28 protein-coding genes are annotated in these 24,726 nt (G+C 43.7%); 12 read left to right on the top strand and 16 right to left on the bottom strand.

What is annotated here, in order from left to right:
* Positions 1–23: 23 nt before the first annotated feature.
* The 10 genes from argD to BLT53_RS03680 all read right to left on the bottom strand — a co-directional run bounded on the left by argD (position 24) and on the right by BLT53_RS03680 (position 8,234).
* Entirely contained in the window at positions 24–1,178 is a 1,155-nt protein-coding gene (argD, locus tag BLT53_RS03730) for an acetylornithine transaminase (protein ID WP_090232876.1), read from the bottom strand.
* A complete protein-coding gene (argB, locus tag BLT53_RS03725) occupies positions 1,175–1,924 on the bottom strand; it encodes an acetylglutamate kinase (protein WP_170834219.1) in 750 nt (249 codons plus the stop codon). Before argB ends, argD begins: the two co-directional genes overlap by 4 nt.
* 13 nt (positions 1,925–1,937) lie before the next feature.
* Positions 1,938–3,155, bottom strand: a complete 1,218-nt coding sequence (gene argJ, locus BLT53_RS03720) for a bifunctional ornithine acetyltransferase/N-acetylglutamate synthase (protein WP_090236682.1) — start codon at positions 3,153–3,155, stop codon at positions 1,938–1,940.
* Between the two features lie 26 nt (positions 3,156–3,181).
* Positions 3,182–4,228, bottom strand: coding sequence for an N-acetyl-gamma-glutamyl-phosphate reductase (gene argC, locus BLT53_RS03715; protein ID WP_342027839.1), 1,047 nt, complete (start codon positions 4,226–4,228; stop codon positions 3,182–3,184).
* 336 nt (positions 4,229–4,564) lie between these two features.
* Positions 4,565–4,801 carry a MoaD/ThiS family protein gene (locus tag BLT53_RS03705; protein WP_090232869.1) on the bottom strand — a complete coding sequence of 79 codons (237 nt, stop codon included), beginning with the start codon at positions 4,799–4,801 and terminating at the stop codon, positions 4,565–4,567.
* Positions 4,798–5,265 (bottom strand): molybdenum cofactor biosynthesis protein MoaE, encoded by a 468-nt coding sequence (locus tag BLT53_RS03700; protein WP_090232867.1) that lies wholly within the window; start codon positions 5,263–5,265, stop codon positions 4,798–4,800. The genes BLT53_RS03705 and BLT53_RS03700 overlap by 4 nt, the downstream gene beginning before the upstream one ends.
* Entirely contained in the window at positions 5,262–5,783 is a 522-nt protein-coding gene (mobB, locus tag BLT53_RS03695) for a molybdopterin-guanine dinucleotide biosynthesis protein B (protein ID WP_090232866.1), read from the bottom strand. The genes BLT53_RS03700 and mobB overlap by 4 nt, the downstream gene beginning before the upstream one ends.
* Complete coding sequence (locus tag BLT53_RS03690; RefSeq protein WP_090232864.1) at positions 5,753–7,033, bottom strand: molybdopterin molybdotransferase MoeA; 1,281 nt, start codon at positions 7,031–7,033, stop codon at positions 5,753–5,755. Before BLT53_RS03690 ends, mobB begins: the two co-directional genes overlap by 31 nt.
* A gap of 48 nt (positions 7,034–7,081) precedes the next feature.
* Entirely contained in the window at positions 7,082–7,846 is a 765-nt protein-coding gene (locus BLT53_RS03685; protein ID WP_090232863.1) for an alpha/beta fold hydrolase, read from the bottom strand.
* A 118-nt stretch (positions 7,847–7,964) separates the two neighbouring features.
* Positions 7,965–8,234 (bottom strand): hypothetical protein, encoded by a 270-nt coding sequence (locus BLT53_RS03680; RefSeq protein ID WP_090232861.1) that lies wholly within the window; start codon positions 8,232–8,234, stop codon positions 7,965–7,967.
* Between the two features lie 139 nt (positions 8,235–8,373).
* Between BLT53_RS03680 and BLT53_RS03675 the strand changes: the two genes are divergently transcribed.
* The 3 genes from BLT53_RS03675 (at position 8,374) to BLT53_RS03670 (ending at position 9,711) form a co-directional block, all read left to right on the top strand.
* Complete coding sequence (locus tag BLT53_RS03675; protein ID WP_090232860.1) at positions 8,374–9,189, top strand: Cof-type HAD-IIB family hydrolase; 816 nt, start codon at positions 8,374–8,376, stop codon at positions 9,187–9,189.
* Positions 9,190–9,306: 117 nt separating this feature from the next.
* Positions 9,307–9,450, top strand: coding sequence for a hypothetical protein (locus BLT53_RS24915; protein WP_170834218.1), 144 nt, complete (start codon positions 9,307–9,309; stop codon positions 9,448–9,450).
* On the top strand, positions 9,451–9,711 hold the full coding sequence (locus BLT53_RS03670) for a DUF3813 domain-containing protein (RefSeq protein ID WP_090232857.1): 261 nt from the start codon (positions 9,451–9,453) through the stop codon (positions 9,709–9,711).
* 29 nt (positions 9,712–9,740) lie between these two features.
* Here BLT53_RS03670 and BLT53_RS03665 read toward each other — a convergent pair whose 3' ends face one another.
* Complete coding sequence (locus BLT53_RS03665) at positions 9,741–10,349, bottom strand: SGNH/GDSL hydrolase family protein (RefSeq protein ID WP_090232856.1); 609 nt, start codon at positions 10,347–10,349, stop codon at positions 9,741–9,743.
* 125 nt (positions 10,350–10,474) lie between these two features.
* Here BLT53_RS03665 and BLT53_RS03660 point away from each other — a divergent pair, with 125 nt between their 5' ends.
* Together BLT53_RS03660 and BLT53_RS03655 are read left to right on the top strand one after the other, a co-directional pair.
* Complete coding sequence (locus BLT53_RS03660) at positions 10,475–10,927, top strand: GNAT family N-acetyltransferase (protein WP_090232853.1); 453 nt, start codon at positions 10,475–10,477, stop codon at positions 10,925–10,927.
* 19 nt (positions 10,928–10,946) lie between these two features.
* On the top strand, positions 10,947–11,204 hold the full coding sequence (locus BLT53_RS03655) for a NifU N-terminal domain-containing protein (RefSeq protein WP_090232852.1): 258 nt from the start codon (positions 10,947–10,949) through the stop codon (positions 11,202–11,204).
* A 178-nt stretch (positions 11,205–11,382) separates the two neighbouring features.
* Here the strand turns inward: BLT53_RS03655 and BLT53_RS03650 are convergent, their stop codons facing one another.
* A complete protein-coding gene (locus BLT53_RS03650; protein WP_090232850.1) occupies positions 11,383–12,234 on the bottom strand; it encodes a YitT family protein in 852 nt (283 codons plus the stop codon).
* A 157-nt stretch (positions 12,235–12,391) separates the two neighbouring features.
* Between BLT53_RS03650 and BLT53_RS03645 the strand changes: the two genes are divergently transcribed.
* Both BLT53_RS03645 and BLT53_RS03640 read left to right on the top strand, forming a co-directional pair.
* Positions 12,392–13,258, top strand: coding sequence for a DegV family protein (locus BLT53_RS03645; RefSeq protein ID WP_090232848.1), 867 nt, complete (start codon positions 12,392–12,394; stop codon positions 13,256–13,258).
* Between the two features lie 44 nt (positions 13,259–13,302).
* The gene (locus BLT53_RS03640; RefSeq protein WP_244520352.1) at positions 13,303–13,440 is read left to right on the top strand and encodes a DUF3941 domain-containing protein; all 138 of its coding nucleotides are present in this window, start codon (positions 13,303–13,305) and stop codon (positions 13,438–13,440) included.
* 42 nt (positions 13,441–13,482) lie between these two features.
* On the opposite strand, the gene hmpA is transcribed toward BLT53_RS03640, so the two are convergent.
* Together hmpA and BLT53_RS03630 are read right to left on the bottom strand one after the other, a co-directional pair.
* Positions 13,483–14,715, bottom strand: a complete 1,233-nt coding sequence (gene hmpA, locus BLT53_RS03635; RefSeq protein WP_090232845.1) for an NO-inducible flavohemoprotein — start codon at positions 14,713–14,715, stop codon at positions 13,483–13,485.
* A gap of 118 nt (positions 14,716–14,833) precedes the next feature.
* A complete protein-coding gene (locus tag BLT53_RS03630; protein WP_090232844.1) occupies positions 14,834–15,985 on the bottom strand; it encodes a histidine kinase N-terminal domain-containing protein in 1,152 nt (383 codons plus the stop codon).
* A gap of 160 nt (positions 15,986–16,145) precedes the next feature.
* Between BLT53_RS03630 and BLT53_RS03625 the strand changes: the two genes are divergently transcribed.
* The 4 genes from BLT53_RS03625 (at position 16,146) to ligD (BLT53_RS25335) (ending at position 19,799) form a co-directional block, all read left to right on the top strand.
* Positions 16,146–17,015: an SDR family oxidoreductase gene (locus BLT53_RS03625; protein ID WP_090232842.1), complete on the top strand. Its 870-nt coding sequence runs from the start codon at positions 16,146–16,148 to the stop codon at positions 17,013–17,015.
* A 106-nt stretch (positions 17,016–17,121) separates the two neighbouring features.
* Positions 17,122–17,949, top strand: a complete 828-nt coding sequence (ku, locus tag BLT53_RS03620) for a non-homologous end joining protein Ku (protein WP_090232841.1) — start codon at positions 17,122–17,124, stop codon at positions 17,947–17,949.
* Between the two features lie 9 nt (positions 17,950–17,958).
* Positions 17,959–18,912 (top strand): non-homologous end-joining DNA ligase, encoded by a 954-nt coding sequence (gene ligD, locus BLT53_RS25340; RefSeq protein ID WP_244520461.1) that lies wholly within the window; start codon positions 17,959–17,961, stop codon positions 18,910–18,912.
* Positions 18,885–19,799: a non-homologous end-joining DNA ligase gene (gene ligD, locus BLT53_RS25335; protein ID WP_244520351.1), complete on the top strand. Its 915-nt coding sequence runs from the start codon at positions 18,885–18,887 to the stop codon at positions 19,797–19,799. The genes ligD (BLT53_RS25340) and ligD (BLT53_RS25335) overlap by 28 nt, the downstream gene beginning before the upstream one ends.
* A 39-nt stretch (positions 19,800–19,838) precedes the next feature.
* Here ligD (BLT53_RS25335) and BLT53_RS03610 read toward each other — a convergent pair whose 3' ends face one another.
* Complete coding sequence (locus BLT53_RS03610) at positions 19,839–20,882, bottom strand: LacI family DNA-binding transcriptional regulator (RefSeq protein ID WP_090232839.1); 1,044 nt, start codon at positions 20,880–20,882, stop codon at positions 19,839–19,841.
* Positions 20,883–21,038: 156 nt separating this feature from the next.
* On the opposite strand from BLT53_RS03610, the gene BLT53_RS03605 reads away from it, so the two are divergent.
* On the top strand, positions 21,039–22,796 hold the full coding sequence (locus tag BLT53_RS03605) for a glycoside hydrolase family 13 protein (RefSeq protein ID WP_090232837.1): 1,758 nt from the start codon (positions 21,039–21,041) through the stop codon (positions 22,794–22,796).
* Between the two features lie 33 nt (positions 22,797–22,829).
* On the opposite strand, the gene asnB is transcribed toward BLT53_RS03605, so the two are convergent.
* Entirely contained in the window at positions 22,830–24,680 is a 1,851-nt protein-coding gene (gene asnB / locus BLT53_RS03600) for an asparagine synthase (glutamine-hydrolyzing) (protein ID WP_244520350.1), read from the bottom strand.
* Positions 24,681–24,726 lie beyond the last annotated feature (46 nt).

The following is a 24,726-nucleotide window of genomic DNA, read 5'->3' as shown; positions in this document are numbered from 1 at the left end:
TAAAAGTGTATAAAAAGAAGACTTTATGCAGTCACTGTTTGTTTCTTTATTGCTTTGCTGATTTCTTCGATTCCCATCCTTAATTCTTCATAGGATACAGTTAACGGAGGCAGGAGCCGTAAAACATGCTCTCCGGCAGACAATACAAGAATTCCATTTTGCTGAAGCTCTGTGATCAGATCTGTTACTTTTCCCTTGCATTGGATCCCGACCATCAGCCCAAGCCCTTTGACTTCATGAACTTCTTCATAGGTTGATAGTCTATTTTGAAGCTCTTCCTTCAGGTATTCACCCTTTTTCTGAACTTCTTCCAAGAACGATGGTTCAAATACTTCTTTCATCACTGCACTGGCTGCTGCCATGGCCAATGGATTCCCGCCAAAAGTGGTACCGTGGCTGCCTGGCCCGAATGCGCTGCTTACTTCTTCTGTTGCGATAACGGCACCCACCGGAAAACCGTTTCCGAGCCCCTTTGCTGCTGTTACGATGTCAGGTTCAAGACCGAAATGGCTGAAAGCAAAGGGCTTTCCTGTTCTGCCTATTCCCGTCTGCACTTCGTCAATGATCAGAAGAATGCCCTTTTTATTGCATAGCTCTCCGATATACTTCAAATAATTCACCGATCCCGGGTTGATCCCGCCTTCTCCCTGGACAACCTCGATCATTATTGCTGCCGTATCGGCATCTGCTGCCTGATCCAGTGCGTTAGAATCATTAAACGGAACGTGTTCAAATCCTTCCACCATAGGTCCAAAGCCCGCCTTGATTTTCTCCTGTCCGGTGGCTGACATTGAACCGTATGTTCTTCCGTGAAACGATTGAAGACAGGTGATGATTTTTGTTTTTCCTGTATATTTTCTGGCCAATTTAATGGCTCCTTCATTCGCCTCTGCTCCGCTGTTACAAAAAAGGACTTTGCTTAGGTGAGTAGGGGCGGTGAGCAGTTCTGCCGTTTGCTCCTGCAGGGATGATTGAAACAGATTGGAGGTATGCCACAGTTTGTTCAACTGTTCGGTAACTGCTTCTGTTACTGCTGGATGAACATGGCCCAAGCTGCAAACCCCGATTCCACTTGTAAAATCCAGATATTTTTTTCCTTGTGTGTCCGTCACTTGGCATCCGCTGCCTTTTTCAATTTCCAGGTTCCATCTGCCATAGTTGGAAAACAACGCGCTCATAAGAAAACCTCCTCTTTGACAATCAACGTACCCTTCAGCTCTTTGCCGACAATTTGAATTTCTTTTATTTTGGACTGTAGGCAATTCAATGCTGCTTCAACTTTCGGTATCATTCCACCTGTTATAATGCCGGTCTCGATCAGCTTCAGGATGGAAGACGTGGTTGCTTTTTCAACCGTCTTGCCTTCTGCAAGAATGCCGTCAACATCCGTTACGAAAATCAAGGACTCTGCCTCCATGGCTGAAGCGACTTCAAAGGCTACCGTATCGGCATTCAGGTTCAAAATATCACCGATTAAATTTCTGGACACCGAAGCGATGACCGGTATGAAGCCTGCACTCATGAGCTGTGTCAGCGTTCCTTTGTTTACAGATACCACCTTGCCCACATGGCCCCATTGTTCTTTCTTTAAATAATCACATTCCAATAACGCTCCATCGTTTCCATTTAGCCCAATCGCCTTCAGTCCCAGCTGGTTCAACTGGTACACAAACCAAGGATTAAGCTGTCCGGCAAGCACCATTTCAGCCGTTTCGGCCGCTTGCCCAGAGGTCCGCCTTACCCCGTCAATAAATTGAACAGGAATGGATAAGGCATTCATGTATTTGGTGATATCCGGCCCACCGCCGTGTACCAAAATGATTTTCTTGCCTTCTTCCTCCATTTCCTTCAACCGCTGAAAAAACGAAGGCTGGAGAGATTTCAGAACACTGCCGCCACATTTGATGATTACGATTTGATCCAATACCTTCTCCCCCTCACGTTGTGTAGCTTGAATTGATTTGGACATAGTCATACGTTAAATCACATCCCCACGCCTTGCCTTTTCCATTTCCAGCATGAAGGTTCACGGAGATAGAAATGTCACTGCCGCTCAAGTAGGAAGAGATGCCTTCTTCATCAAATGGTAAAATTTCGCTGGCTAACAGAACTGGAAAACCACCGATCGACAAATCAATCTGTTCTGGAACAATTTCAACATTGGCATAACCTAGGACAGCTACAATCCTTCCCCAGTTAGGATCACAGCCGAAAATCGCGGTTTTTACAAGCGGTGAACCCACAATGGATTTTGCCGCAATCCGCGCTTCCTGATCGCTTGCAGCTCCCTCTACGGTGACTTCAATCAATTTGGTTGCCCCTTCACCATCTCTGGCTATACTTTTTGCCAAATCTGTCGAAGTTAGAGTCAATGCCTGCAAAAACGTTCCCCAATCTGGATGCTCAGGTGTCAGCTCTTCGGTTCCGGCACATCCGTTCGCCATGACGAGGACCATATCATTTGTTGAAGTTTCCCCGTCCACCGTAATACAGTTAAAGCTTTGATCCGTTACTTTTCTTAGGGCATAGTGAAGGTTCTCGGATGAGATGTTGGCATCTGTGGTCATAAACGAAAGCATAGTTGCCATGTTAGGGTGAATCATGCCTGAGCCTTTCGCTGTTCCGGCCAGCACCACTTCTTTTTCTCCAACCTGGAAGGAATAGCATGCATTTTTTGTTTTTGTATCTGTTGTTAAAATCGCCTGGCTAAACTCAAGGGCGTTCTCTAGTCTGGATTGGGGATGAAGCTTTCTAATCCCCGCAAGAATTGTATCAATAGGCATTGTTTCACCGATGATTCCTGTTGAAGCCACGCCTACATGATACTCGCTCAAGCCAAACACTTCGCTAACCTGGCTTCGCATGGCATAGGCATCTAGGATTCCCTGAGTGCCGGTAAACGCATTGGCATTGCCTGAGTTGACGATCACAGCCCGCAGGATTCCTTCGGTTTCGATACTTTCTTTTGTTACTGCAAGCGGTGCTGCTTTGATTTTATTGGTCGTATAAACTGCCGCTGCAGCGGCCGGTTTTTCACTCAGAATGATGCCTAAATCTTTTTTCTTGTATTTAATGCCGCAGTTGATTCCCGCGGCAGAGAATCCTTTCGGCAAGGTAATATTTGATCCTGTCACTTTTTTTAAGGTTGATACGATTGAAGCCACATCAACTCTCCTCTCATTTATGGGAACAACGGACTTGCTTGTAATCCTGCATTTTCCGGGAACCCGTTCATTAAGTTGAAATTATGCACAGCCTGACCCGCTGCACCCTTCATTAGGTTATCGATAACAGCGACCGTTGTGATCCGGTTTGTCCGTGTATCGAATGACCAGCCAATATCACAATAATTACTTCCATACACCTGCTTTGTGTAAGGGAACGTTCCCTGTGGTGAAAGCCTGATAAATGGATGCTGCGCGGCATATTCAGAAAATGTATCCTCAATCTCCCGTTCCGTCGTCCCCTCATTTACCGTAGCGTACATGGTATTCATGATTCCACGGGTCATCGGGACCAGATGGGTATTGAAGGTTATGGGATCCTTTGTTTTGGAATAGTGATGAAGCATTTGTTCGATCTCAGGAATATGCTGGTGCCGGTTCACTTTATAGATTTGAAGATTATCATTGGCAACCGGAAAATGTGCCGTAAAAGAAGGAACAGCACCTGCTCCGGAAATCCCTGACTTAGCATCAATGATGATCGACTTTGTATCTATTAAATTCTTAGTAACAAGCGGCAGCAATCCAAGCAGAGCTGCCGTTGGATAACAACCGGGATTGGCAATGAGCTGGGCCGACTTGATGTTTTCCCTATTGTATTCTGGCATTCCGTATACCGCTTTTTCCACCCACTTTCGCTCAGGCGGTTCTTTTTTATACCACTGCTCATATTCTCCTTGTTTCTTAAGACGGTAGTCTCCCGCCAAATCAATAATCCTCATTCCCTTGTCAAGCAAAGGAGGCAACAGACTCGCAGATACACCGGTCGGCGCAGAACTGAACAATACTTCAACCTGTTCCGGCATTTTTTCATGATCGATCGCCTGCAGTGTACCTTCAGCCAATCCATTTAGATGGGGATAAACTGATTGTATTTGTTCATCTTTTTTGCTGGACGAATACAAAATAAGCTCATTTATTTCAGGATGCTGCTTCAGCAGTCGGATAAGTTCCAGTCCACCAAAGCCAGTAGCTCCTACAATACCGACTTTCAACGACCCCACCTCAATGTTTTTGATTTATGTATCATTATATGTATGTATAAAGATAAATTCAACTGTATATTTATAAATTTTTTTATTTTTTTGATTTGTAGGTCGTTTGTTTGGGGTTTATACTAAAAAAACAGTTGAATGACTGTTACTCACGGAAATCAACAAGTCCAAATAGCGAATGGGATATGAAATAAGGAGGGATGGCGTTTGAAAGAATTAGTGGGATACTGCAGGCAATGTAAAAAGCCCGTCTATTGTCTAGAGGGCTTCTTAAATGGGGTCCATGCGAATGGCACTCTTTTATGCTTTTCATGTTCAGAGGAATGGGATCAAAAATCCGGTTCTTTATCCTCCGCTGACAGGCGGAATAAAAGCGACAACATCTCCTGAACGGACTTCGGTATCATCGTCAGCAAACTCTTCATTGACTGCGGAAAGACAGCCTGTAAACATTTGCGGAAAATCATATTGAGTTTCCAGTTTTCTTTTAATCTCCGAAACAAGAAGATGCGGTTCATTCAGTTGAATTTCGCTTTTCCCTGCACGCTCCTGCATGCCGGCAAACAACAATACTTTTATCATTTTGATTCCCCCTCACTTTCCGGGTGGCCTTTTGAATAGGAAGTGGTTTCCAACTGATCTCCAACCCACATACTTCCGTCTTCCCAGTGCTCTTTCTTCCAGATTGGCACGATTTCTTTAATCCGTTCTATCGCATACCGGCACGCTTCAAATGAGTGGGCGCGATGGGGTGTGGAGACAGCGATGACAACAGCAATCTCTGAAATCCCCAGTTCACCAATCCGGTGAGTGATGGCGCATTTCGAATCTGGCCATTCGGCGGCAATTTCTTCCCCAATTTTGCTTAGCTGTTTTTCGGCCATCGGAATATATGCTTCATATTTCAAATAAGTGGTTCTCTTCCCCTTTGTCATTTCCCGTACAGTCCCGATAAAGGTATTCACTGCACCTGCATCGGGATGAATAACTTTATCAACAACTTCCTGAACAGAAATGGTGTTTTCTGTTATTTCAAATGGCTTCATGTGTTCATCCCTTTCATCCAATCCTTCAGAAAATCGATATATCGTTCTTGTTCGTTCAGTCTGTAAACAGGATACACCTGCGGAATCAGTTCTGCTGATACCGATGGCCAGGTAATAACCAGCAGGACATGTGTACTGCAGTCAAGCAGTTCCACATCTTCATCTTGTTTTAGTAAAACTACACGCGGCAGCTGTTCTTCCTTAAACCCTTCGATCAACAGGAGATCAAGGTCAAGAGGCTCGTATAAACGAATCAGCCCTGAGAATGAAAGCGGCTGGTCAAGACAAAGCTGAAACGTATCTTCCCCCTGCACCCCTGAAACAACGGCTCCTGCGCTGCGATGGATTCCTGTATCCCTGTTTTCATCCTGAAATGCGATCCGGCCGCCATGGCCATGGTGCTTTAGAGTTCCTGCCCGAAGGCCTTCTATGGCAGCTGCTTGCAGCAGGTTTGCAATCAGAGTCGTTTTTCCACTGTTTTTATATCCTACGATCTGGATTTTAATGCTTGATCCCATGGCCAGACACTTCCTTCACCTTCCAATAAAAGGGTCATCACCTGTGATCCTTTTTTCCAACCTCTTGACCCTCCTGGCAGAACGATCAGAGCATTTGCCTCTGACAGGGAGGATACTGACCCCGACTTGTCCAGCCCGACAGGTGAAGCAGCTGCGGCAGTTCCGTTCCATTCCACCCTGCCCCTGACAAATCGAGTAAAAGGATTGGGCTTTGGATAATCCTTTTGGAGGATAGACGTCACAGCACCAAGGTGGACCTTTTGGGCATGTAAGGAACCAAGCATATAAGGCCTTACGAACAATTCACAGCCTACAAAGCAGGCCGACGGGTTTCCGGAAAGGCCAAACAACAGCTTTCCTTCGAATACTGCCGCAGAGGTTACACTTCCAGGCCTCATAGCGATTTTATTAAAAAGAAGATCAGCTCCCATTTTCTTGTAAATGGCTGGCAAATGATCAAAATCTCCGACGGAAACTCCGCCTGTGGTGATGACCAGGTCTGTTTTTTCCATAGCCTGCAGAATGCCCGCATACGTTTCATCAAAGTCATCCGGCAATTTTCCGAGAATCCGGGGATCTCCTCCCATTCTTTTGATTTGCGAAGCAATCATGTAAGCGTTGCTGTTTCTGATTTTCCCCGGGACCAATTCTTCTTCCACGTCCAAAAGTTCCGTACCTGTGGCCAGAATTCCAACAACGGGCTTTTTAAAAACCTTGACTGTATGGTATCCGAACGTCGCAAGCACGGCAATTACACCCGAATGAATACGGGTGCCTTTTTTTAGGATCGTTGTCCCTTCAGGCGTGTCCTCTCCCTGCAAGGAAATATTATCGCCTTCCTCGACTTTCCGTGAGATCGAGATCATATTCTTTTCTTTTTCGGACACGAGTTCAAGCATGATGACCGCATTTGCTCCCTTTGGAATGGCAGCGCCCGTCATGATTCTCACTGCCTCGTTTTGTTTTATTTCCTTATCCGAAACATGGCCCGCACCGATGGAATCAATCACGTTGAGCTTCACAGGCTCATCCCTGGATGCCCCTGCTGTGTCTTCTGCCCGGATGGCAAAACCATCGTAAGGGGAGCGGTCAAAAGGCGGAACATCATGTGTGGCCAAAATATCTTCACCAAGGTAGCGGCCATCACTTTCCTCAAGGCTGACCGATTCCAATGGAAGTTCCAGCTGATACTTCAGGACTCTTGCTACGGCGTCCCAAACCTGTATAATTTCCCTTTTTTCAATCGGCATGCTGTTCACCTCTTTTTTAGTTGTTTGAGCATTATAGATGTTTGAGAATTATAGATGTTTGATGAACCACTTCACTGCTTCGAGATAAGCCGTCCTGGAGACTTTATGACCTGATGTTTCATCGGATATGTATTGAATATTTTCAGGATTTTTATAGAGCGGTTTTGCTTTTTGGTAAAATTCATAGCTCTGGCTGTACGGAACCACCTGATCAACTTTGCTGTGCCATAAAAGCAAGGGACGGTTATCCAGTTTCTTCATGTTTGCGGTCAAATCAAATGGTTTGATAATCGACATGATCTTCGCCAGCGCTTCCTGGGAATAGGGTAGGGAGATTTCAAGCTGCTTCATTTTTTCAATCTGCCAATAAGCAAATGCTTCATATCCCGGTGTTGCCATAAGCGTGACCGCCGCTTTAATAAACGGATATTGAGACAAGGCGCCAAAGGTTATAATTCCTCCCATGGACGTCCCGGAAAGACCTACTCTTTCAGGATCAATCAGTCCTTCTTCATTCAGTGCTTTAATCAGGGTATTTACATCTTGAATTCCCTGAATCACAATATCCCAAAAGGAATACATTCTCCTGTCTGCGGAAACATCACTCATCCGGTCTCCATGATGCAGCATATCTGGAAGAATCACTCTGTATCCCTTTTCTGCAAGCGAATAGGCGAAATGAAGATTGTGCTCCTTTGCACTTGTAAATCCGTGTATGAAAATCATTAATGGAAGTTTATCGCCCTGCTTCTTTTCATCAAAAGCATGAAGCACAGGAATGGATTTTATAGAACGCGATTCAATGTTTACCATATTTTTCTCCTTCATCGTTATTCTTTTTATATCATAACAAGTTAAATGAAATTTGCCGATAAAAAAACCCGTTTTCACGGGTTCATCGAAATGTTGAGTCCATTTATTATTTTCATTGTTACTGTTTTTTATTGTAATAATTCACGGGATACATGCTTCCCTCTCCAACCATTTTTGTATCCTCGTAATCATAAGGATCAGGATGACCCGCTTTTTTTAAAGGTAAATTCGTATTATCTTCTTGTTTTATAAATGGTATTATTTTTTCCAGTACCTCATTGGCCATCATTTTGGCCATGGTACGGTTTGATCCTTTTCTTAACAGGTAGGAAGTGACTCCTGCAGCGGAAATTGCAAAGCCTGAGAGCAATAAGTATTTTTTCTTCATGGAAAATCTCCTCCTCTTATATTGTTAGCATTACCCTCACACAGTCTGTGTAAAACTTCCTAATATTGGACTGATATTGGACAGTCAGATGGGAAACCATTACACTTAATTTGAAATCGACGAAAAGGCAGGAACCCTAATGAAGAAACCGTATTTAATTGCACTTGATCTGGATGGCACATTATTGAACGACAATAAAGTCATTTCACAGCGTACTAAAAATGCTGTTCTGAAGGCGAAGCAGGAGGGGCATGTTGTTTGTATATCGACCGGCCGCCCTTACCGTGCAAGCACGGAATATTATGAGGAGCTCGGACTGGATACACCCATCGTTAATTTTAACGGAGCATTTGTTCATCATCCGCATAATCCATCGTTTGGTGTATACCACTCTCCATTGGAATTGTCACAGGCAAAAAAGGTGATTAAAACAGCAGAGGATTTCCTAGTGAAGAATATAATGGCAGAAGTACTGGACGATGTATATCTTCATAAAGAAGACCAAGTAATCGTCGATACGTTCATCATGGGTGAAAATCCAGCGCAAACAGGCGATCTGAACGAAAGACTGAATGATGATCCTACATCCCTGCTGATTCATCCCCAGGATCACCATGTAAACGAATTGCGGGAGCAGCTGAGGAAGGAACATGCAGAAGTGATTGATCAGCGTGTATGGGCAGCACCCTGGAATATTATTGAAGTCATTCGTTCCGGACTTAATAAAGCCGTTGGTTTACAAAAAATCTCGGCTTATTACAATATCCCCAAAGAAAGAATCATCGCTTTTGGAGACGAAGATAATGATCTGGAGATGATCGAATATGCAGGCCATGGAATTGCCATGGGCAACGCCATTTCCGAACTGAAAAACATCGCAAATTATGTGACTAAAAGCAATGAAGAAGATGGAATTGCTCTTTATTTGGAGGAAGTCCTTGCGCTGAATATGTAATACTCAAACACCCCGGCAAAAAGTTGCCGGGGTGTTTATTTTTGGAATGTTTCCTTTTCTACATAAAACTCAAGTAGCTGCAAAAACTATACTAAACCCTTTGAGGAGGTCATCACCATGAGCAAACACAGCAAATCAAAGCGGGCGGTGCAGCAAGGGGCAGACGCAGTAAAGCATGTAAATGCAGAGCAGCACCTGAATAAAGAAATCAAAGAAACACAGCAAGAAGTGCAGAAAAATATAACGTTGGGAGGTAATTAAATGGGAAACAATATTTTTCAACGGGCAAAAGAAGCTGTTTCCAACCTCGTTGGCAAACATGATGAGCAGGAGCATCAACATCAGAACAATCCTCAACATGAGCAACTGAGCGCCCAATCCAACGATTTCAGCAATGAAGATATTTCGGTAGCGGAAAACATCATTTCATCTGCAATGGCAGATTCCTCCGATGCTGAACGCCAGCAGTTGGCTGAACTTCAGAAAGAACTGGATCAAACCAAAAACAACAGCCAGCAATAGCTATAAAAATAAGGCTGAGAGGTCCTCTCTCAGCCTTTTTGTATTTTTGCCATTGAGGCAAACCTTTTTTTTGTTTTCTTAGCTTTTTTTAACTTTTCCATTTGTTGAATGACCAGACCCGCTAACAGTTTATAGCCTTTTTTATTAAAGTGAAGACCATCATTGACCAGCATTTGCTTATAGTTCCGGCCAGACATTTCTGTCCATAAATCGATAAAATGAGTATTATATGTTTCAGCCAGTTCTTTTACAGCTTTCGCATATTGTTGCGTACGCTCATTCGTTCTGGCATGCTGCTGGTTCTCATTCACTGGCGATGGCGATATCAAAATTACTTTTGACGGTCCAAGCTTTTCGATCATATAAACTAAATTGTTCTTGTATTCTTCCACATCAATTAAACGGTGGGTGCTTGCATCATTTGCTCCAAAAAGGATTGTAACCAAATCAGGTTCATGCCTCAGGACATCTTCCTGAAATCGGGTTAAGGCCAATCTCGTTGTCTCAGCTGGTACACCTGCATTAATTACATTCCACTTATTAAACGACAGACGCACTTGCGAGGTCAGTCTCAGTGAATCATCATCATTTATTTCGTGAGCTGTAATGCTGTCTCCAAAACATACTAATGTTTTCATGAGCTTTCCTCCTGCTCTTTTTTCCTCCTCATAATTATTCGCCTGTAAATTTCATTTGCTCACAGTCGCAAAGAGAATATTTTGTTATAATGTAGCTACAAAACCTATTTGCATGGAGGAACTCGATGTTTGTCTATGAAGTACCAGCTACTGCTTCTGATGAGGTTACAAAGAAAATTGCGGATCTTATCTCTCAACAAAGAACACGATCCGAAGACGACGGAAGCTATGAGAAAGTATTAAACGGCATTTCCCTTGCGATTAAAGAAGAGTCAAATTCGGGAGTTATCATTGCGGAGGAAGACGGAGAAGTCCTGGGCGTTGCTTTTTACAACATAGGAATCAGTCTTCCTCTTGGCGGGCCGTACCTGTGGCTGAACGAACTTTTTGTCCGTGAAGACTCCAGAAATAAAGGAATTGCTCGTAAGATTCTGCTTCATTTGATACACTGGGCAGAACGGGAAGGCATCAAATCAATCGATCTGGAAACCGGGATCAACAATTCTGTCACAAAGCACCTTTATAATTCACTTGATTTTCACGACATTATTTCACAACGTTATCGATTTAACTTTTAACTGAACAGGAGATGATTACATGGCCCTTGAATTCGCCATTGAACCAACACCCAATCCAAATGCATTAAAATTCTCTGCAAGCCAGCCGTTTCTTGAGGGACGATTGTCTGCCAGAGCAGGAGATACATCTGATTCCCCCCTTGCGGCATCCCTTCTAGCCATTGATGGAGTTGAATCCATTTTTGGATTTCAAGATTTTTTAACAGTTAACAAATTTGCGGAAGCGGATTGGGAGACACTTGTTCCCCATATTAAAGAAGTACTCGAAACATTATAAGCACAAAAAAGCGGACTTTCATGTGAAGGTCCGCTTTTGCTTTGTTGTCTTGTGGAGGGTTGATATCCGTTCCAGGTTGTGCGCTTTACATGCGATCATTTTCCAGGAGTCTAGGACCTTGCACTCCGATGAACTTTTCAACCATGACCTCGAAAAGACGAACCTATTGAAATTTTGTTCAATCATCCTTCCGGAACAGTCCAAAGATTCCTGTAGTATTGACAATATTGGTAAAGGCACTGGGATCGACTTCTTTTAGGATATTTTCGAGATCGTAGAGTTCATAACGGGTAATAACGATAACAAGCATCTCTTTATTTTCATTGGAAAAGGCTCCCTTTGCGGGCACGATGGTAATTCCCCGAACCAGTTTGGAGTGAATGGCTTCTTTCAATTCGCTGCCTTTTTTCGTAACGATCATGGCCGTCAATTTTTCATGGCGGGTATGAATCGCATCGATGATCCTTGTGCTCACATACAAAGTCACCAAGGTGTAAAGTGCTTTTTCCCAGCCAAACAGCAAACCGGCCGCCAAAATGATGGAACCATTTAAAATCAGAAAATACGTGCCAATGGGACGATTGTGCTTGCGTGACAAAATCATGGCCACAATATCCAGCCCTCCGGTTGAGGCACCGTATTTCAATGTGAAGCCGACCCCGACCGCTGCGATCACTCCACCGAATACAGCATTAAGGAGAATGTCTTCGGATATTTCAGCTACAGGTATGATTTCCAGAAAAAAAGACATCATAAAGACGCAGAAAAAACTGTATATCGTAAAGGATTTACCGACCTTCATCCAGCCGATAATAGCAACTGGAACATTCAAAATAAACAAAAGCACACCCGTTGAAATCGGTACAGGGGAATGAACAAGGAGTGAGGATACGAGCTGAGCCACACCTGTAAATCCACTGGCATATACTTTGGCCGGTATTAAAAACAGATTAAGGGCAACCGCATTAAGCGCCGCACCGAAAACAATGACGATAATTTTCTTTAGCTCTTGGAGTGGTGAGTAGTTCATGGAGGAATTCCTTTCAAATTATATCTTTGTCCAACTATCTGTTTTTATCAAAATTACCATGCATAGTCAATAGGTTTCAGGGAAACAATCTATTGCCTTTACATGGGGTGAAGTATACACTTAACGTATCATACATAAAAAAGTGCAGGTGATTGATATGGACGTCCAGATCATAACAGACAGTGGCTGTGATTTACCGCAGCACATCATCGATGAATTTAATATTACGATGCTCCCATTAGTCGTTACGATCCTTGACCGGGAAGAATATGACCGGAAAACCATACAGCCCGTCCAGTTGTATAACCAAATGCGTGAAGGAGCGGCTCCAAAAACATCCCAGGTTCCTCCGCTGCTGGTCAGAGAAGCGTTCCAACAATACGCAAAAGAAAACACTCCCTGTGTATACATAACCCTTTCCTCAGGATTGAGCGGCACGTACCAGACGGCCGAGCTGATTCGCCAGGAAGTTATGGAAGAATTCCCTGATGCACAGCTTTCGGTCATCGATTCACAATGCGCTTCCCTTGGTTTTGGGCTAGTCGTATATCAGGCTGCCAAACGTGCAAAGGAAGGAGGTTCCTTTGATGACGTAATCACTACAGCTGAATATTGTAAAAATCATACTGAGCATATTTTTACCGTAGATGACCTTGAATATTTATTGCGCGGCGGAAGGGTCAGCAAAACACAGGCCATGATGGGGAGCCTTCTTAAAATTAAACCTGTCCTTCACATGAAAGACGGAAAATTGTTTCCAATCGAAAAAATACGGGGGAAAAAGAAGGTATTTGGCCGGATGATCGAACTGATGAAAGAACGCGGAACCGATTGGGGTGACCAGATTATTGGTATCAGTCATGCGGACGATCAGGAAGCGGCAAATTCGCTGAAAGAAATGATTAAAGCAGAAACAGGTTGTGAGCGGATCATGATTTCTATGATTGGGTGTGCCATTGGCTCTCATGCGGGACCAGGAACCATAGCCATGTTCTTTATGACAAAACCCTTCAGGGATGCATAATGCCTGTTATCCTCGTTCATGTTAATCATGAGGAGGCGATATCTTTGGCACATAAGTACACAAAAGACGATAACAAGAAAAAACAAGACCATCAAGCGGAGATTCAACTGAAAAACGAAGCAGAACAGCAAAATAAAAGAGCTGGAAAGCATTCATTCTCCAAGGAAACAGATCATTTATAAAACAAAAAACATCCGTAATGGATGTTTTTTTGTTTTATGAAATCAGGCATTTACTACTTCTGGTTCAGTCAGTTCTTCGGCCGGTCCGAAGAATTCAAAATGGATCTGGCTTTCAGGTACATTTAAATTCGTAAGGATGCGGTATACAGCTTTCATAAAAGGAACCGGTCCGCAAAAGTAATATTCCGCCTTTGGATCCGGAGCCAATTCTTTCAGCCACTCTTCATTTACAAAGCCTTCCTTGTCATACGACTCCTGATTTTTATCTTGTTCAAGCGGCTTCTCATAAACCACATAGCTTTTTATAGTCTCATGTTCATCGGTTATCTTTCGAACATGGTCTTTAAACGCGTGGTGTTTGCTGTCAATCGCCGCATGAATAAAAGTAACCTGGCGATTGGCATTACTTTTTACAAGTGAATTCAGCATGCTGACCATAGGGGTCTGGCCGACCCCACCGCTCAAGAGAACCACAGGGGCAGTGCTATTTTCATTAAGGTAAAATTCTCCGGCTGGAGCACTGACTTGGAGAATGCTTTCCTTTTCTATGTGATCATGAAGATGAACAGATACCTTACCTGGTACTTCTCCCAGGCTTTCTTTTTTCACACTGATTCTGTAATACCCTTCATTCGGTGCATCAGAAAGGCTGTACTGGCGGATATGAGTATACTTCTCCCCTTCGATCTGAAATTTGATAGAAATATATTGTCCTGGCTTATACGAAGCAATGGGCTTCTGGTCGGCCGGTTTGAGATAGAAGGAAGTAATCACAGAGCTTTCCTCTTCCACCCGGTCGACAACAAAATCCCTGAACCCTTCCCAGCCGCCTGGCTGTTGTTCTGCTTCTTCATACATATCACGTTCTACACCGATAAAGGCATCTGCAATTACCCCATATGCTTTTCCCCATGCCTCAATAATCTCGGGAGTCGCTGCGTCTCCCAGAACCTCCTTGATTGCAATGAGGAGATTTTCGCCGACAATAGGATAATGCTCTGGCTTAATTCCCAGACTTCTGTGTTTTTGGGCAATTTGTTTTACTGCCGGCAGAATGGTTTCAAGTTTATCAATATGTGCAGCCGCTGCATAGACGGCATTCGCCAAAGCCGTTTGCTGACGGCCTTTCTTTTGGTTGGCATGATTAAAAATATTTAAAAGCTCCGGATGTTTGGTGAACAAGTTACTGTAAAATCTTGTTGTTATTGCTTTTCCGTGGATTTCAAGAACAGGCACAGTTGATTTGATGATATCAATTGTTTTTTGATCCAGCATGTTAAAGACCCCTTTGTGTTTGTTATTTACAAATACATTATAAAAAAGCGATGAAGGTCACTTTGTGATTGCAATCACTTTTCTCATGTCAGATTTGTGAAAACTAAAAAAACATCCGTTAAGATGTTTTTTCCTGGGCTTGAGGAAGTGAGATTGAAAAGATGGTTTGTTCTTCATTGGAGGATACTATGATCTTACCGTTATGTTTTTCAACGATTTGTTTACAAACCGATAATCCAAGCCCTGTCCCAAGCTCTTTGGTTGTGATAAAGGGTTCGAAAATATTTTCGAGCAGGTGAGCCGGGATTTGTGAACCATTGTTCGATATCTCCAGACCGATTCTGGAACCCATCAGGAAAGCGCTCACCTGGATGATCCGTTCTTCCGGCAAATCGCACAATTCCTCAACAGCATTGTTCAGGATATTTAAAATCACCTGTTTCAGCTGATTTTTATCTCCCTCCACTTTCAGATCCGGGGCAATGTTTGCTGTTAAGTTAATCTTGACTTCAAGAAAACGCGGATACATGAAATCGATCATTTCATGGAGACAGGCGGACAAATCAAATACGGAAATTAAGTCGTCGAGCCCTTTCATTTTTGACAGCAAAAGAAACTGGCTGATTTTTTCCTGAAGATTTTCCAGTTCACTATTTATGATGGAGGTGTAGTAATCCGTTTTGGGTGAAGGAGTTAATTCCGAGCCCAATAAATAAATAAAGCCCTTGATAGAAGTCAGCGGATTACGAAATTCATGAGCAAAGCTAGCAGCAATTTGCCCTAAAATCGTAAGCCGGTCGTTATGCATCTCCTGGATAAACTGATTCTTGTTTTCGATGATGAGATCGTTAAGTGCCGAAAATTCTTTAATCGCAAAATAAAGAAGATGATCAAAAAACTGATTAATCATGAGGCTGATCCATCGCTGTTCATTCGGGCCGAAATCAGGGATAAAGATACGTTCGTGAACAATTTGCCTTCCTGAATTGATATTGAATACAAATTCACTGATATCGGTTTTGGCCTCAATCCGTTCAGGAGCAATCTTTTTTGTGAAATCCTTTATCAATTCAATGTCGGGGTTTTCAAGATATTGACACAGCAAATAAAGTGTTGTTTTGCCGTTTCTCATTACTTCTGTATAAAAGGGATCGGCTTTTTTGATCATAGCGCAATCCAGCCATTCAGAAACAATTATTTCATGATGCGTACGCAAGTGACGAATTGCGAAGTCGAGCTGTTCCACGGTTAATGTTTCTACACCTATCATGAAACCACTGCCTCTCTTTTCTCATGTCTTTTCATTCATTATGCAACACTTTAAAAAGATGAACAATATCTGTCCAGCTTTTTTTAAAAAAGGTTTTAGGCTTCCAGGATTGTGGAAGAATAACATCGTATTCAAACATTGGATAAAGGAGCGATGACGCATGAGCGATGAACAAAACCGAAAAATAGACCCTCCCGCCCAGCACCAGTCTCACCAGCCGGGAACCGAGACTGAAATGACTCCCCAGCCGCAATCAGATGCCAGAACCTACAGAGGCAGTGAAAAGCTAAAAGGGAAAGCGGCAATCGTGACAGGCGGAGACAGCGGAATCGGCAAATCAGCCGCCATTGCCTTCGCCAAAGAAGGTGCAGATATCGCCATTGTTTATTTGGATGAACAGCAAGATGCGGAAGAAACAAAGTCCCTCATAGAACAGGAAGGCGTTCGCTGCATACTGTTTTCCGGTGATCTTGGTGATGAAAACTTCTGCAAAGACGTTATTGAAAAGACTGTCGGTGAATTTGGAAAGCTTGATATTCTTGTAAACAATGCCGGTGAACAGCATCCCCAAAACAGTCTTGAAGACATTACTGCCGAGCAGCTGGAGAAAACGTTCAGAACGAATATCTTCTCCATGTTCTATCTGACAAAGGCGGCATTAAAACATTTAAAAGCTGGCAGTTCGATCATTAATACGACTTCCATTACTGCCTATCAAGGCAATCCGAAGCTGATCGATTATTCTTCCACCAAAGGAGCCATCCTTTCATTTACACGTGCTCTCTCCAATTCAATCGTGGAAAAAGGCATCCGTGTGAATGCCGTGGCCCCCGGCCCAATCTGGACCCCACTTATCCCAGCAACGTTTTCTGCTGATGAAGTGGACAAATTCGGCCAGAATTCACCGATGAAGCGTCCTGGTCAGCCAGAAGAACTTGCTCCAGCCTACGTCTATCTTGCAAGTGATGATTCTTCCTACGTTTCCGGGCAAACGATTCACATCAATGGAGGCACTGTCGTCAACGGATAATAGAATTTTTATAAAAGCCGATGTTTTATCGGCTTTTTTTGTTTGGATAAAACCACCCGGCATTGTCACAAACTAAGCAAAAGAATGCTACGAAAGGGTGTTGACAATGCATACCATGTGGAAAGGAAGTATTAGCTTCGGGCTGGTAAATATCCCGATCAAACTGTTTGCCGCAACAGAAGATAAAGATATTAAAATGAGATACTTGCACAAAAAGTGCCATAATCCCATCAAATATGAAAAAACATGCCCTGTTTGTGAGCAGCATGTTGAACAAGAGGACATTGTGAAGGGCTATGAATATGAGCCGGGCAAATTTGTCCTGATTGAAAAAGAAGATCTCGATAAAATCGCGGGCATTAAAAATAAATCCATTGAAATTATCGATTTTGTGTCTTTGGAGGAAATTGACCCTATTTATTTTAATCGATCCTATTTTATCGGACCTGGCGAAAATGGCGCGAAACCTTTCACTTTGTTAAAAGAAGCGATGAAAGAAAGCGGACGGATAGGCCTTGCCAAAATAACGATCCGCTCCAAAGAAAGTCTTGCCGCTGTCCGGGTCTATGACAAGGGACTTGTAATGGAAACCATCTATTATCCTGATGAAGTCAGGAACGTAGACCATGTTCCCGGTATCGACGAAGAAGTACAGGTGAATGATAAAGAGTTGGAAATGGCCAAGCAATTGATCGAACAGCTGACCACTGAATTCGAGCCTGAAAAATACAAAGATGAATATCGGGAAGCGCTTCTCGAAATTATTGACAGTAAAATTTCCGGAAAGGAAGTTCAGATTTCAGAAGAACGGCCGCGTACCAATGTAGTTGATTTGATGGAAGCATTGCAAGCTAGTATTGACCAGTCAAAGACAGGAGAAAAAAAAGCGGAAACCAAACCAAAAAAGACGAAACCCAAAAAGAAGAAAGCCTGATTGCATTTTATGCACAGTATACCTTTCAAACCGATGCTTCCTTCCCTGGTCAGCGAAATCCCAACTTCCTCCGGCTGGATATATGAAACCAAATACGACGGCTACCGGTGCATTGCCAAATGGACGGAAAGCAATGTAACACTTTTTAGCAGAAACGGCCATAACCTTAATTCTGTTTTTCCGGAGGTCGCTGAAAGATTACTATCGCTCACACCAAGCATCCGCTCTTTTTTGCCGCTTGTTGTTGACGGAGAACTTTGCATTCTGCAATCTCCTTATAAAGCTTCATTTGAACCTTTGCAAAAAAGGGGCCGTTTAAAAAATCCAGAAAAGATCCAGTATTTTTCAAAGCATACTCCCTCTACTTATGTTGTGTTTGATATGGTACATATCCGTGGAGAGACAATTACCGATAAACCGCTATCAGAACGAAAGGAAATGGTAAGCAGCCTGTTTGATCACCTGTCAGATCAACTGGCAAAGAATGACCGGATTGCTCTTGTACCTTCCTATACAAAGAGTGGTCCACTCTGGTCACATATTAAAGATGAAAATGGTGAAGGAATCATCGCGAAAGTTAGTGGCAGCACCTACGATCCTGGTGCGCGGACCAAAAAGTGGGTAAAAATTAAAAACCCGCAAAAAGGTGTATTTTTCATTACTGCTTACGAGAAATCCAACGGTTTTTTTCATGTAGCCGCACTTGAAGAAGAAAAACCAGTTCTTGCCGGTTTATTTTCCAACGGAATTTCACCCCAGGAACGGGAAAGCCTGATACAGGTTATGAAAAAAAATAAAGTCACCGAAGATTCCCGGTTCATTACCGTTTCTCCATCCATATGCGTTGAGCTGGAATACCTGGAAATTTATAAGCATCAGTTGAGGCATCCCCGGTTTGTTGCCTTTCGTTTCGATGTCAACTGGGAGGACTGTACATGGGAAAAAATATTCAGCAGGAAGTAATTATCAATGGCATTAAGGTGGGAATCACGTCTCCTGATAAACCACTCTGGCCAAAGCTCGGCATAATAAAGCTCCACTATCTTGAATATTTGGCTAAAATGGCTCCTTTCCTTCTCCCATTTTTGCAAAATCGGGCATTAACAGTCATTCGATACCCGCACGGTGCGGGAGATGAACGATTTTATCAAAAAAACTGTCCGGATTATGCTCCCGATTTTGTGGAAACCATACTTGAGGACGGGATACACTATATCGTCTGCAATAACCTTCAAACCCTGTTGTGGCTCGGCAATCAGCTTGCCTTTGAGCTGCATATTCCGTTCAGGAAAAACGGGACATCCTATCCATCAGAAATTGTCATGGATTTGGATCCGCCTTCAAGGGATGATTTTATTTTATCAGTGGAAGCAGCCCTGTTGATCCGGGAAGTGTGTGACAGGCTGAAATTGAAAACATTCATCAAAACAAGCGGCAATAAAGGACTGCAGGTTTATATCCCCTTGCCGGCAGCTCGTTTCACATTTGATGACACAAGAAAGTTTACCCACTTTCTTGCCCAATATTTAATTACGAAGGAGCCCCAGTGGTTTACCATTGAAAGGCTTAAAAAAAACAGAGGAAACAAATGCTACATTGACTTCATCCAGCATGCGGAAGGAAAAACAATCATTGCTCCCTATTCAGTGAGAGGTAACGAAGAGGCATTGGTGGCGACCCCTATCCACTGGCAAGAACTCACTCGTGATCTTCGGCCAGAAGCCTTCCCTCTGCCCGGCATCCATCGTCGGGTTATGGAAAACGGAGATCCGTTTGAAGAATTTGAAAAAGCAAAAACCAGCCAGCCGTTTGGTCCTGTTCTGGAATGGCTGAACGAGCAGGGCTTATAAAAAAACAGCCCGGAAGATAAAAATCCGGAGCTGTTTCTCTTATACCGATTCTTCCTTTTGGGCTGTTTTTGCTTTACAGGACTGCCGTTCGATCAGACGGTAGGGAACTGCAACTCGCATGGGGGTTTGGTCCGGCTTTGAAATCAGATCCATTAAGCACGCCGCGGCTTCGTAACCGAGCTGAAAAATATTGATATCCACTGACGTAAGACCCGGGGTAGAAAAAGCGGCGAGCATTAAATTGTTAAAACTTACAATGGAAATATCATCCGGTACTGAAAGCTGCATCTCATTTAGCGTTCTGAGGACCCCAAAAGCCATCAAATCATCCATGACGAGCAACGCCGTTGGAGGCTCATCCAGCGCCATCAATTTTCTGATCGCTTCCTGTCCCCCTTTTTCCAGAAATTCCTCATGGATGATAAATTCCTCACGATAAGAAAGCCGATGGCTTCGGAGTGACTTCTCGTAGCCGAGCAGCCGGTCAATCGTCACAACCAGTCGGGAGCTTCCTCCTACAAAACCAATTTTTTCATGACCCAGAGAAATAAGGTAGTCCGCCACATCTCTTGCAGCCTGAAAGTTATCATTGTCAATATGCGTAATGGATTGCTCATTTTTCAATGGCTTTCCTACAAGGGCAAACGGGAACTTTTTATCGATCAGATAGTTCATTACATGGTCATCCACACTTGAATAAAGCAAAAGAATTCCGTCTACCCTTCCCCCTTGCACCATTCGCACGACACCATCATAAATTTCTTCTTCTGTTTGTCCCGTCGACATGTAGAGTGCATATTCCTTTTCATGAACGATGGTGCTGATTCCGCGGATTACTTCCGGGAAGAACGGATTCTGAAATGCTTTATCAGCAGAACCCGGCATTACCAGACCAATGGCCTGGGAGGCTCGGTTGGCAAGGCTTCTTGCATTGAAATTAGGGTGATACCCCAAATGGTCCATCGCTTCCCTTACTCTCCGTTTCGTTTTTTCAGAAATTCTTGGATTATTGGCGATAACCCGTGAAACGGTGGACGGAGCCACACTTGCCAGTTTAGCGACATCTTTAATGGTAGCGGTCATCATTATCCTCCATCCGTTTGTTGTAGTTCTATTTTAATCAAAGGAACGGAAAAAGAACAGCAATCGCCAATAAAAGCATATTCCTCCTCCCTCAAAATGCGGTATACTACATACAAATTCCATCTGGTTCCAGAACCGTATTGAGGAGGGAGAAATGTGCTAAAAGAAGCATTATATCATCGCCCCAAAAACAATTTTGCTTATGCCTATGACGAACAGACCCTTCATATCCGTCTTCGAACCAAAAAGAACGACATCGGGTCCGTTCAACTGATTTATGGCGATCCCTACGAATGGAAAGACGGAAACTGGCTGCAAAAGAAAGAACCTATGATAAAAACAGGTACGGATGTGTATTTTGATTATTACCTGGCTTCCGTACGTCCCGGGTTCCGAAGAATGAGGTACGGCTTCGAGCTCAGCGACGGAAACGAAACATTCGTTTTTACAGAAAAAGGGGTTTTCGAATCAGCACCTACGAATGACATCGCACCCTATTTTTGCTTTCCCTTCCTGCATCCAGTGGACGTTTTCAAGGCTCCCGACTGGGTAAAAAACACGGTCTGGTATCAAATCTTTCCCGAGCGGTTTGCCAATGGTGAATCCTCCAATGACCCGGAGGGGACGCTGGCCTGGGGTTCCTCCGAGCCCACTCCCGCCAACTTTTTCGGAGGAGACTTTCTAGGCGTCCTGCAGCATCTTGACCATCTTTCGTCTCTTGGCATAAGCGGTATTTATTTCACTCCAATTTTTAAAGCAACATCCAATCATAAATATGATACCATCGATTATTTAGAAATTGATCCACAGTTCGGTACTAAGGAAGATTTTCGGCAGCTGGTTGATGCGTGCCATGAAAAAGGCATAAAAGTCATGCTGGACGCCGTTTTTAATCACAGCGGCTTTTACTTTGGCCCATTTCAGGATGTGCTCGTCCACCAGGAGAACTCAAATTATAAGAATTGGTTCCATATCAGGGAATATCCTGTCGTCACTGATCCATTACCGAACTATGACACTTTTGCGTTTGAAAAAACCATGCCAAAGCTAAATACTGCAAATCCTGAGGTCAAAAATTACTTATTAAATGTTGCGAGGTACTGGATCGAAGAATTTAATATTGACGCCTGGCGGCTTGATGTAGCAAATGAAGTTGACCATCAATTTTGGCGTGAGTTTCGAAGAACTGTAAAAAGCATCAAAGCGGACGCCTATATTCTTGGAGAGATTTGGCATGATGCCCTGCCATGGCTTCAGGGGGACCAGTTTGATGCGATCATGAACTATCCTTTTTCATCACTGGCCCTGGATTATATTGCCCGCTCCAACATCAATGCGCTTGAATTCACCAAAAAGATATCCGGCATCTTACACTCCTATCCTGAAAATGTAAATGAGGTGATGTTTAACCTGCTGGGTTCACATGACACCGAACGGGTTTTGACTGTAACAGGAGGAAATACAAAAAAGGTTATGCAACTGTTTGTGCTGCTTCTTTCCTTCCCAGGAACACCCTGCATTTATTATGGTGACGAAATCGGGATGACAGGCGGACGGGACCCGGGCTGCAGAAAATGCATGGAATGGAATCCGGATGCCCAAAATCATGAATTGTTTGCAGGTCTTCAAAAGCTGATCCGCCTGAAAAAGGAAGTTCCATCGTTCAGTGCTAAAAGCCCCATCTCTTTTCTTACCTCCGAAGACACTCTTAATCTGCTGACCTATGTAAAAGCAGCCGGTGATGAAAAGCTGCTGTTTGCATTTAATACCTCATCAAGTGAGCTAACGCTGAATCCTGCTCTCTTTGGGTCAGCAGACCCATTGATCAATATCTGGACCAACGAAACACTAAAATCCGAAGAGGCAAGGGTGGAACCTGATGATTTTCTGATAATCAAATGGAACGCAAACTAAAAAAAGACCGCGGAAGGTAACTCCGCGGCTTTTTCAATCAAGAATGTTGATATTGTATGTGTCAAACCAGGTATCAATTTGGGCCAGGTGGGCCATAAGCTGCGGTCCGGTCATCAACTGGCCAAACCACGGCACCTTGAATGCTTCTCCATTGCTATCAATGATATCCTGGACTTTTTCCTTCTTAATCAGTTCCAGAAGTGGAGAAGACGGTTTGTCGATTATGGATTGAAGCCACTCCTTCACACTCTGTGTATAATTCGGATTGTGTGTTTTCGGATAAGGGCTTTTCTTACGGTAGAGTACTTCTTCAGGAAGCAGGCCTTCAAGTGCCTTTCGAAGAAGTCCCTTTTCTCTTCCTTGAAGCATCTTCATTTCCCAAGGGATATTCCATGCATATTCTACGATACGATGGTCAGCAAAAGGAACTCGCACTTCTAGAGATGCTCCCATGCTCATGCGGTCTTTCCGGTCCAGCAATGTGGTCATGAACCAAATCATGTTCAAATAGAAGATTTCCCTGCGCTTTGCTTCTACTCCTGATTCACCTTCAAGCCCTGGCATTTCTTTTAGTGATTCTTCATAACGCTGTTTTACATAAGAGGATAAATTCAGTTTATTCTTCCAATGATCTTGCAAAAGATTTTCCCGTTCTGCTGTCGAACTCATCCAGGGGAAGAGCGGCCGGTTCATGACCTCCGGTTTGTGAAACCAGGGATACCCGCCAAAGATTTCATCCGCACATTCGCCAGAAAGCGCAACGGTTGATTGATCTTTGATCAGCCTGCAAAACCAGATCAGCGAAGAATCTACATCTGCCATTCCCGGCAGGTCCCTCACCATGACAGCTTCCTTCAGATGATTGACGAGCAGGTCGGTGTCGATAATACAGCTGTGATGAACAGAACCCGTCGCTTCCACCATCTTCTCGATCCATGGGCCATCGGCATTCGGCTGAAAATCACTCGCTTTGAAGTATTTATCATTATCTACATAATCAATACTGAAGGTATGAAGAGGACCCCTGTTTTCCCGCTTGAAATGATTGGCGGCAATTGCCGAAATGGCACTGGAATCGAGACCGCCGGATAAAAAGGTGCAAACCGGCACGTCTGCTACAAGCTGCCGTTCAACCGCATCGGTAACCAATTCTTTGACATTGGCCACTGTTTCATCTAAGGAGTGCGGATGCTTTTCACTTTTCACGTTCCAGTACCGCCATATTTTCTCACCTGAACGATCAAATTTCATTGCATGGCCAGGCCGGAGTTCATTAATTCCTTTAAACACACCGTGACCTGGGGTTCTGGAAGGGCCAAGTCCGAAAACCTCCTGCAATCCTTCTCGTTCCACCTCAGCTTTTACATCAGGATGAGCAAGAATGGCCTTCAATTCGGAACCGAACAACAAACGACCACCCGATAATGAATAAAACAATGGTTTCACGCCAAGACGGTCACGGGCCATAAACAAGGTTTCTCTTTTGGCATCCCAGATGGCAAAAGCAAATATACCGTTAAAATGGTCGACACATGCTTCTCCCCATTCGATATACGAGGTTAATAGCACCTCGGTGTCCGAATGCCCTTCAAAACGATATCCTTTTTTCAGTAATTCTTTCCGCAAATCTTCCGTATTGTAGAGTTCCCCGTTATAGCAAATGGTGCAGGTCGCCTCTTTCGCTTCTCTGGTCATCGGCTGCGTGCCGCCCTCCAAATCCACTACTGCCAGCCTCGCATGGCCAAATCCCACGTGTGTAAGACTCCAAACATTCAATGCATCCGGTCCCCGTTTGGAAAGGGTCGCTGCCATTTTTATCAAAGTTTTATTTTCCTGTGAAATGTTGCGCTGCCAGTCAATCCATCCCGTTATTCCACACACCATTATCACCCTTTCTCGAACTGAGCTGATTTCTCCAGACATAAACGCC

The sequence above is a fragment of the Fictibacillus solisalsi genome (genome assembly GCF_900103485.1).
In the GTDB taxonomy this organism is placed as follows: domain Bacteria; phylum Bacillota; class Bacilli; order Bacillales; family Fictibacillaceae; genus Fictibacillus_C; species Fictibacillus_C solisalsi.
The sequence above is the reverse complement of the archived record's forward strand: the minus strand, read 5'-3'. Positions and strand labels throughout refer to the sequence as shown.

Coding starts and splice junctions, on each gene's coding strand:
- argD (WP_090232876.1), bottom strand. CDS start 1,178: ATGAGCGCGTTGTTTTCCAACTATGGCAGATGGAACCTGGAAATTGAA.
- BLT53_RS03705 (WP_090232869.1), bottom strand. CDS start 4,801: ATGATAAAAGTATTGTTGTTTGCCGGCATGCAGGAGCGTGCAGGGAAA.
- BLT53_RS03700 (WP_090232867.1), bottom strand. CDS start 5,265: ATGAAGCCATTTGAAATAACAGAAAACACCATTTCTGTTCAGGAAGTT.
- mobB (WP_090232866.1), bottom strand. CDS start 5,783: ATGGGATCAAGCATTAAAATCCAGATCGTAGGATATAAAAACAGTGGA.
- BLT53_RS03690 (WP_090232864.1), bottom strand. CDS start 7,033: ATGCCGATTGAAAAAAGGGAAATTATACAGGTTTGGGACGCCGTAGCA.
- BLT53_RS03685 (WP_090232863.1), bottom strand. CDS start 7,846: ATGGTAAACATTGAATCGCGTTCTATAAAATCCATTCCTGTGCTTCAT.
- BLT53_RS03680 (WP_090232861.1), bottom strand. CDS start 8,234: ATGAAGAAAAAATACTTATTGCTCTCAGGCTTTGCAATTTCCGCTGCA.
- BLT53_RS03675 (WP_090232860.1), top strand. CDS start 8,374: ATGAAGAAACCGTATTTAATTGCACTTGATCTGGATGGCACATTATTG.
- BLT53_RS24915 (WP_170834218.1), top strand. CDS start 9,307: ATGAGCAAACACAGCAAATCAAAGCGGGCGGTGCAGCAAGGGGCAGAC.
- BLT53_RS03670 (WP_090232857.1), top strand. CDS start 9,451: ATGGGAAACAATATTTTTCAACGGGCAAAAGAAGCTGTTTCCAACCTC.
- BLT53_RS03665 (WP_090232856.1), bottom strand. CDS start 10,349: ATGAAAACATTAGTATGTTTTGGAGACAGCATTACAGCTCACGAAATA.
- BLT53_RS03660 (WP_090232853.1), top strand. CDS start 10,475: ATGTTTGTCTATGAAGTACCAGCTACTGCTTCTGATGAGGTTACAAAG.
- BLT53_RS03655 (WP_090232852.1), top strand. CDS start 10,947: ATGGCCCTTGAATTCGCCATTGAACCAACACCCAATCCAAATGCATTA.
- BLT53_RS03650 (WP_090232850.1), bottom strand. CDS start 12,234: ATGAACTACTCACCACTCCAAGAGCTAAAGAAAATTATCGTCATTGTT.
- BLT53_RS03645 (WP_090232848.1), top strand. CDS start 12,392: ATGGACGTCCAGATCATAACAGACAGTGGCTGTGATTTACCGCAGCAC.
- hmpA (WP_090232845.1), bottom strand. CDS start 14,715: ATGCTGGATCAAAAAACAATTGATATCATCAAATCAACTGTGCCTGTT.
- BLT53_RS03630 (WP_090232844.1), bottom strand. CDS start 15,985: ATGATAGGTGTAGAAACATTAACCGTGGAACAGCTCGACTTCGCAATT.
- BLT53_RS03625 (WP_090232842.1), top strand. CDS start 16,146: ATGAGCGATGAACAAAACCGAAAAATAGACCCTCCCGCCCAGCACCAG.
- ku (WP_090232841.1), top strand. CDS start 17,122: ATGCATACCATGTGGAAAGGAAGTATTAGCTTCGGGCTGGTAAATATC.
- ligD (WP_244520461.1), top strand. CDS start 17,959: ATGCACAGTATACCTTTCAAACCGATGCTTCCTTCCCTGGTCAGCGAA.
- ligD (WP_244520351.1), top strand. CDS start 18,885: ATGGGAAAAAATATTCAGCAGGAAGTAATTATCAATGGCATTAAGGTG.
- BLT53_RS03610 (WP_090232839.1), bottom strand. CDS start 20,882: ATGACCGCTACCATTAAAGATGTCGCTAAACTGGCAAGTGTGGCTCCG.
- asnB (WP_244520350.1), bottom strand. CDS start 24,680: ATGGTGTGTGGAATAACGGGATGGATTGACTGGCAGCGCAACATTTCA.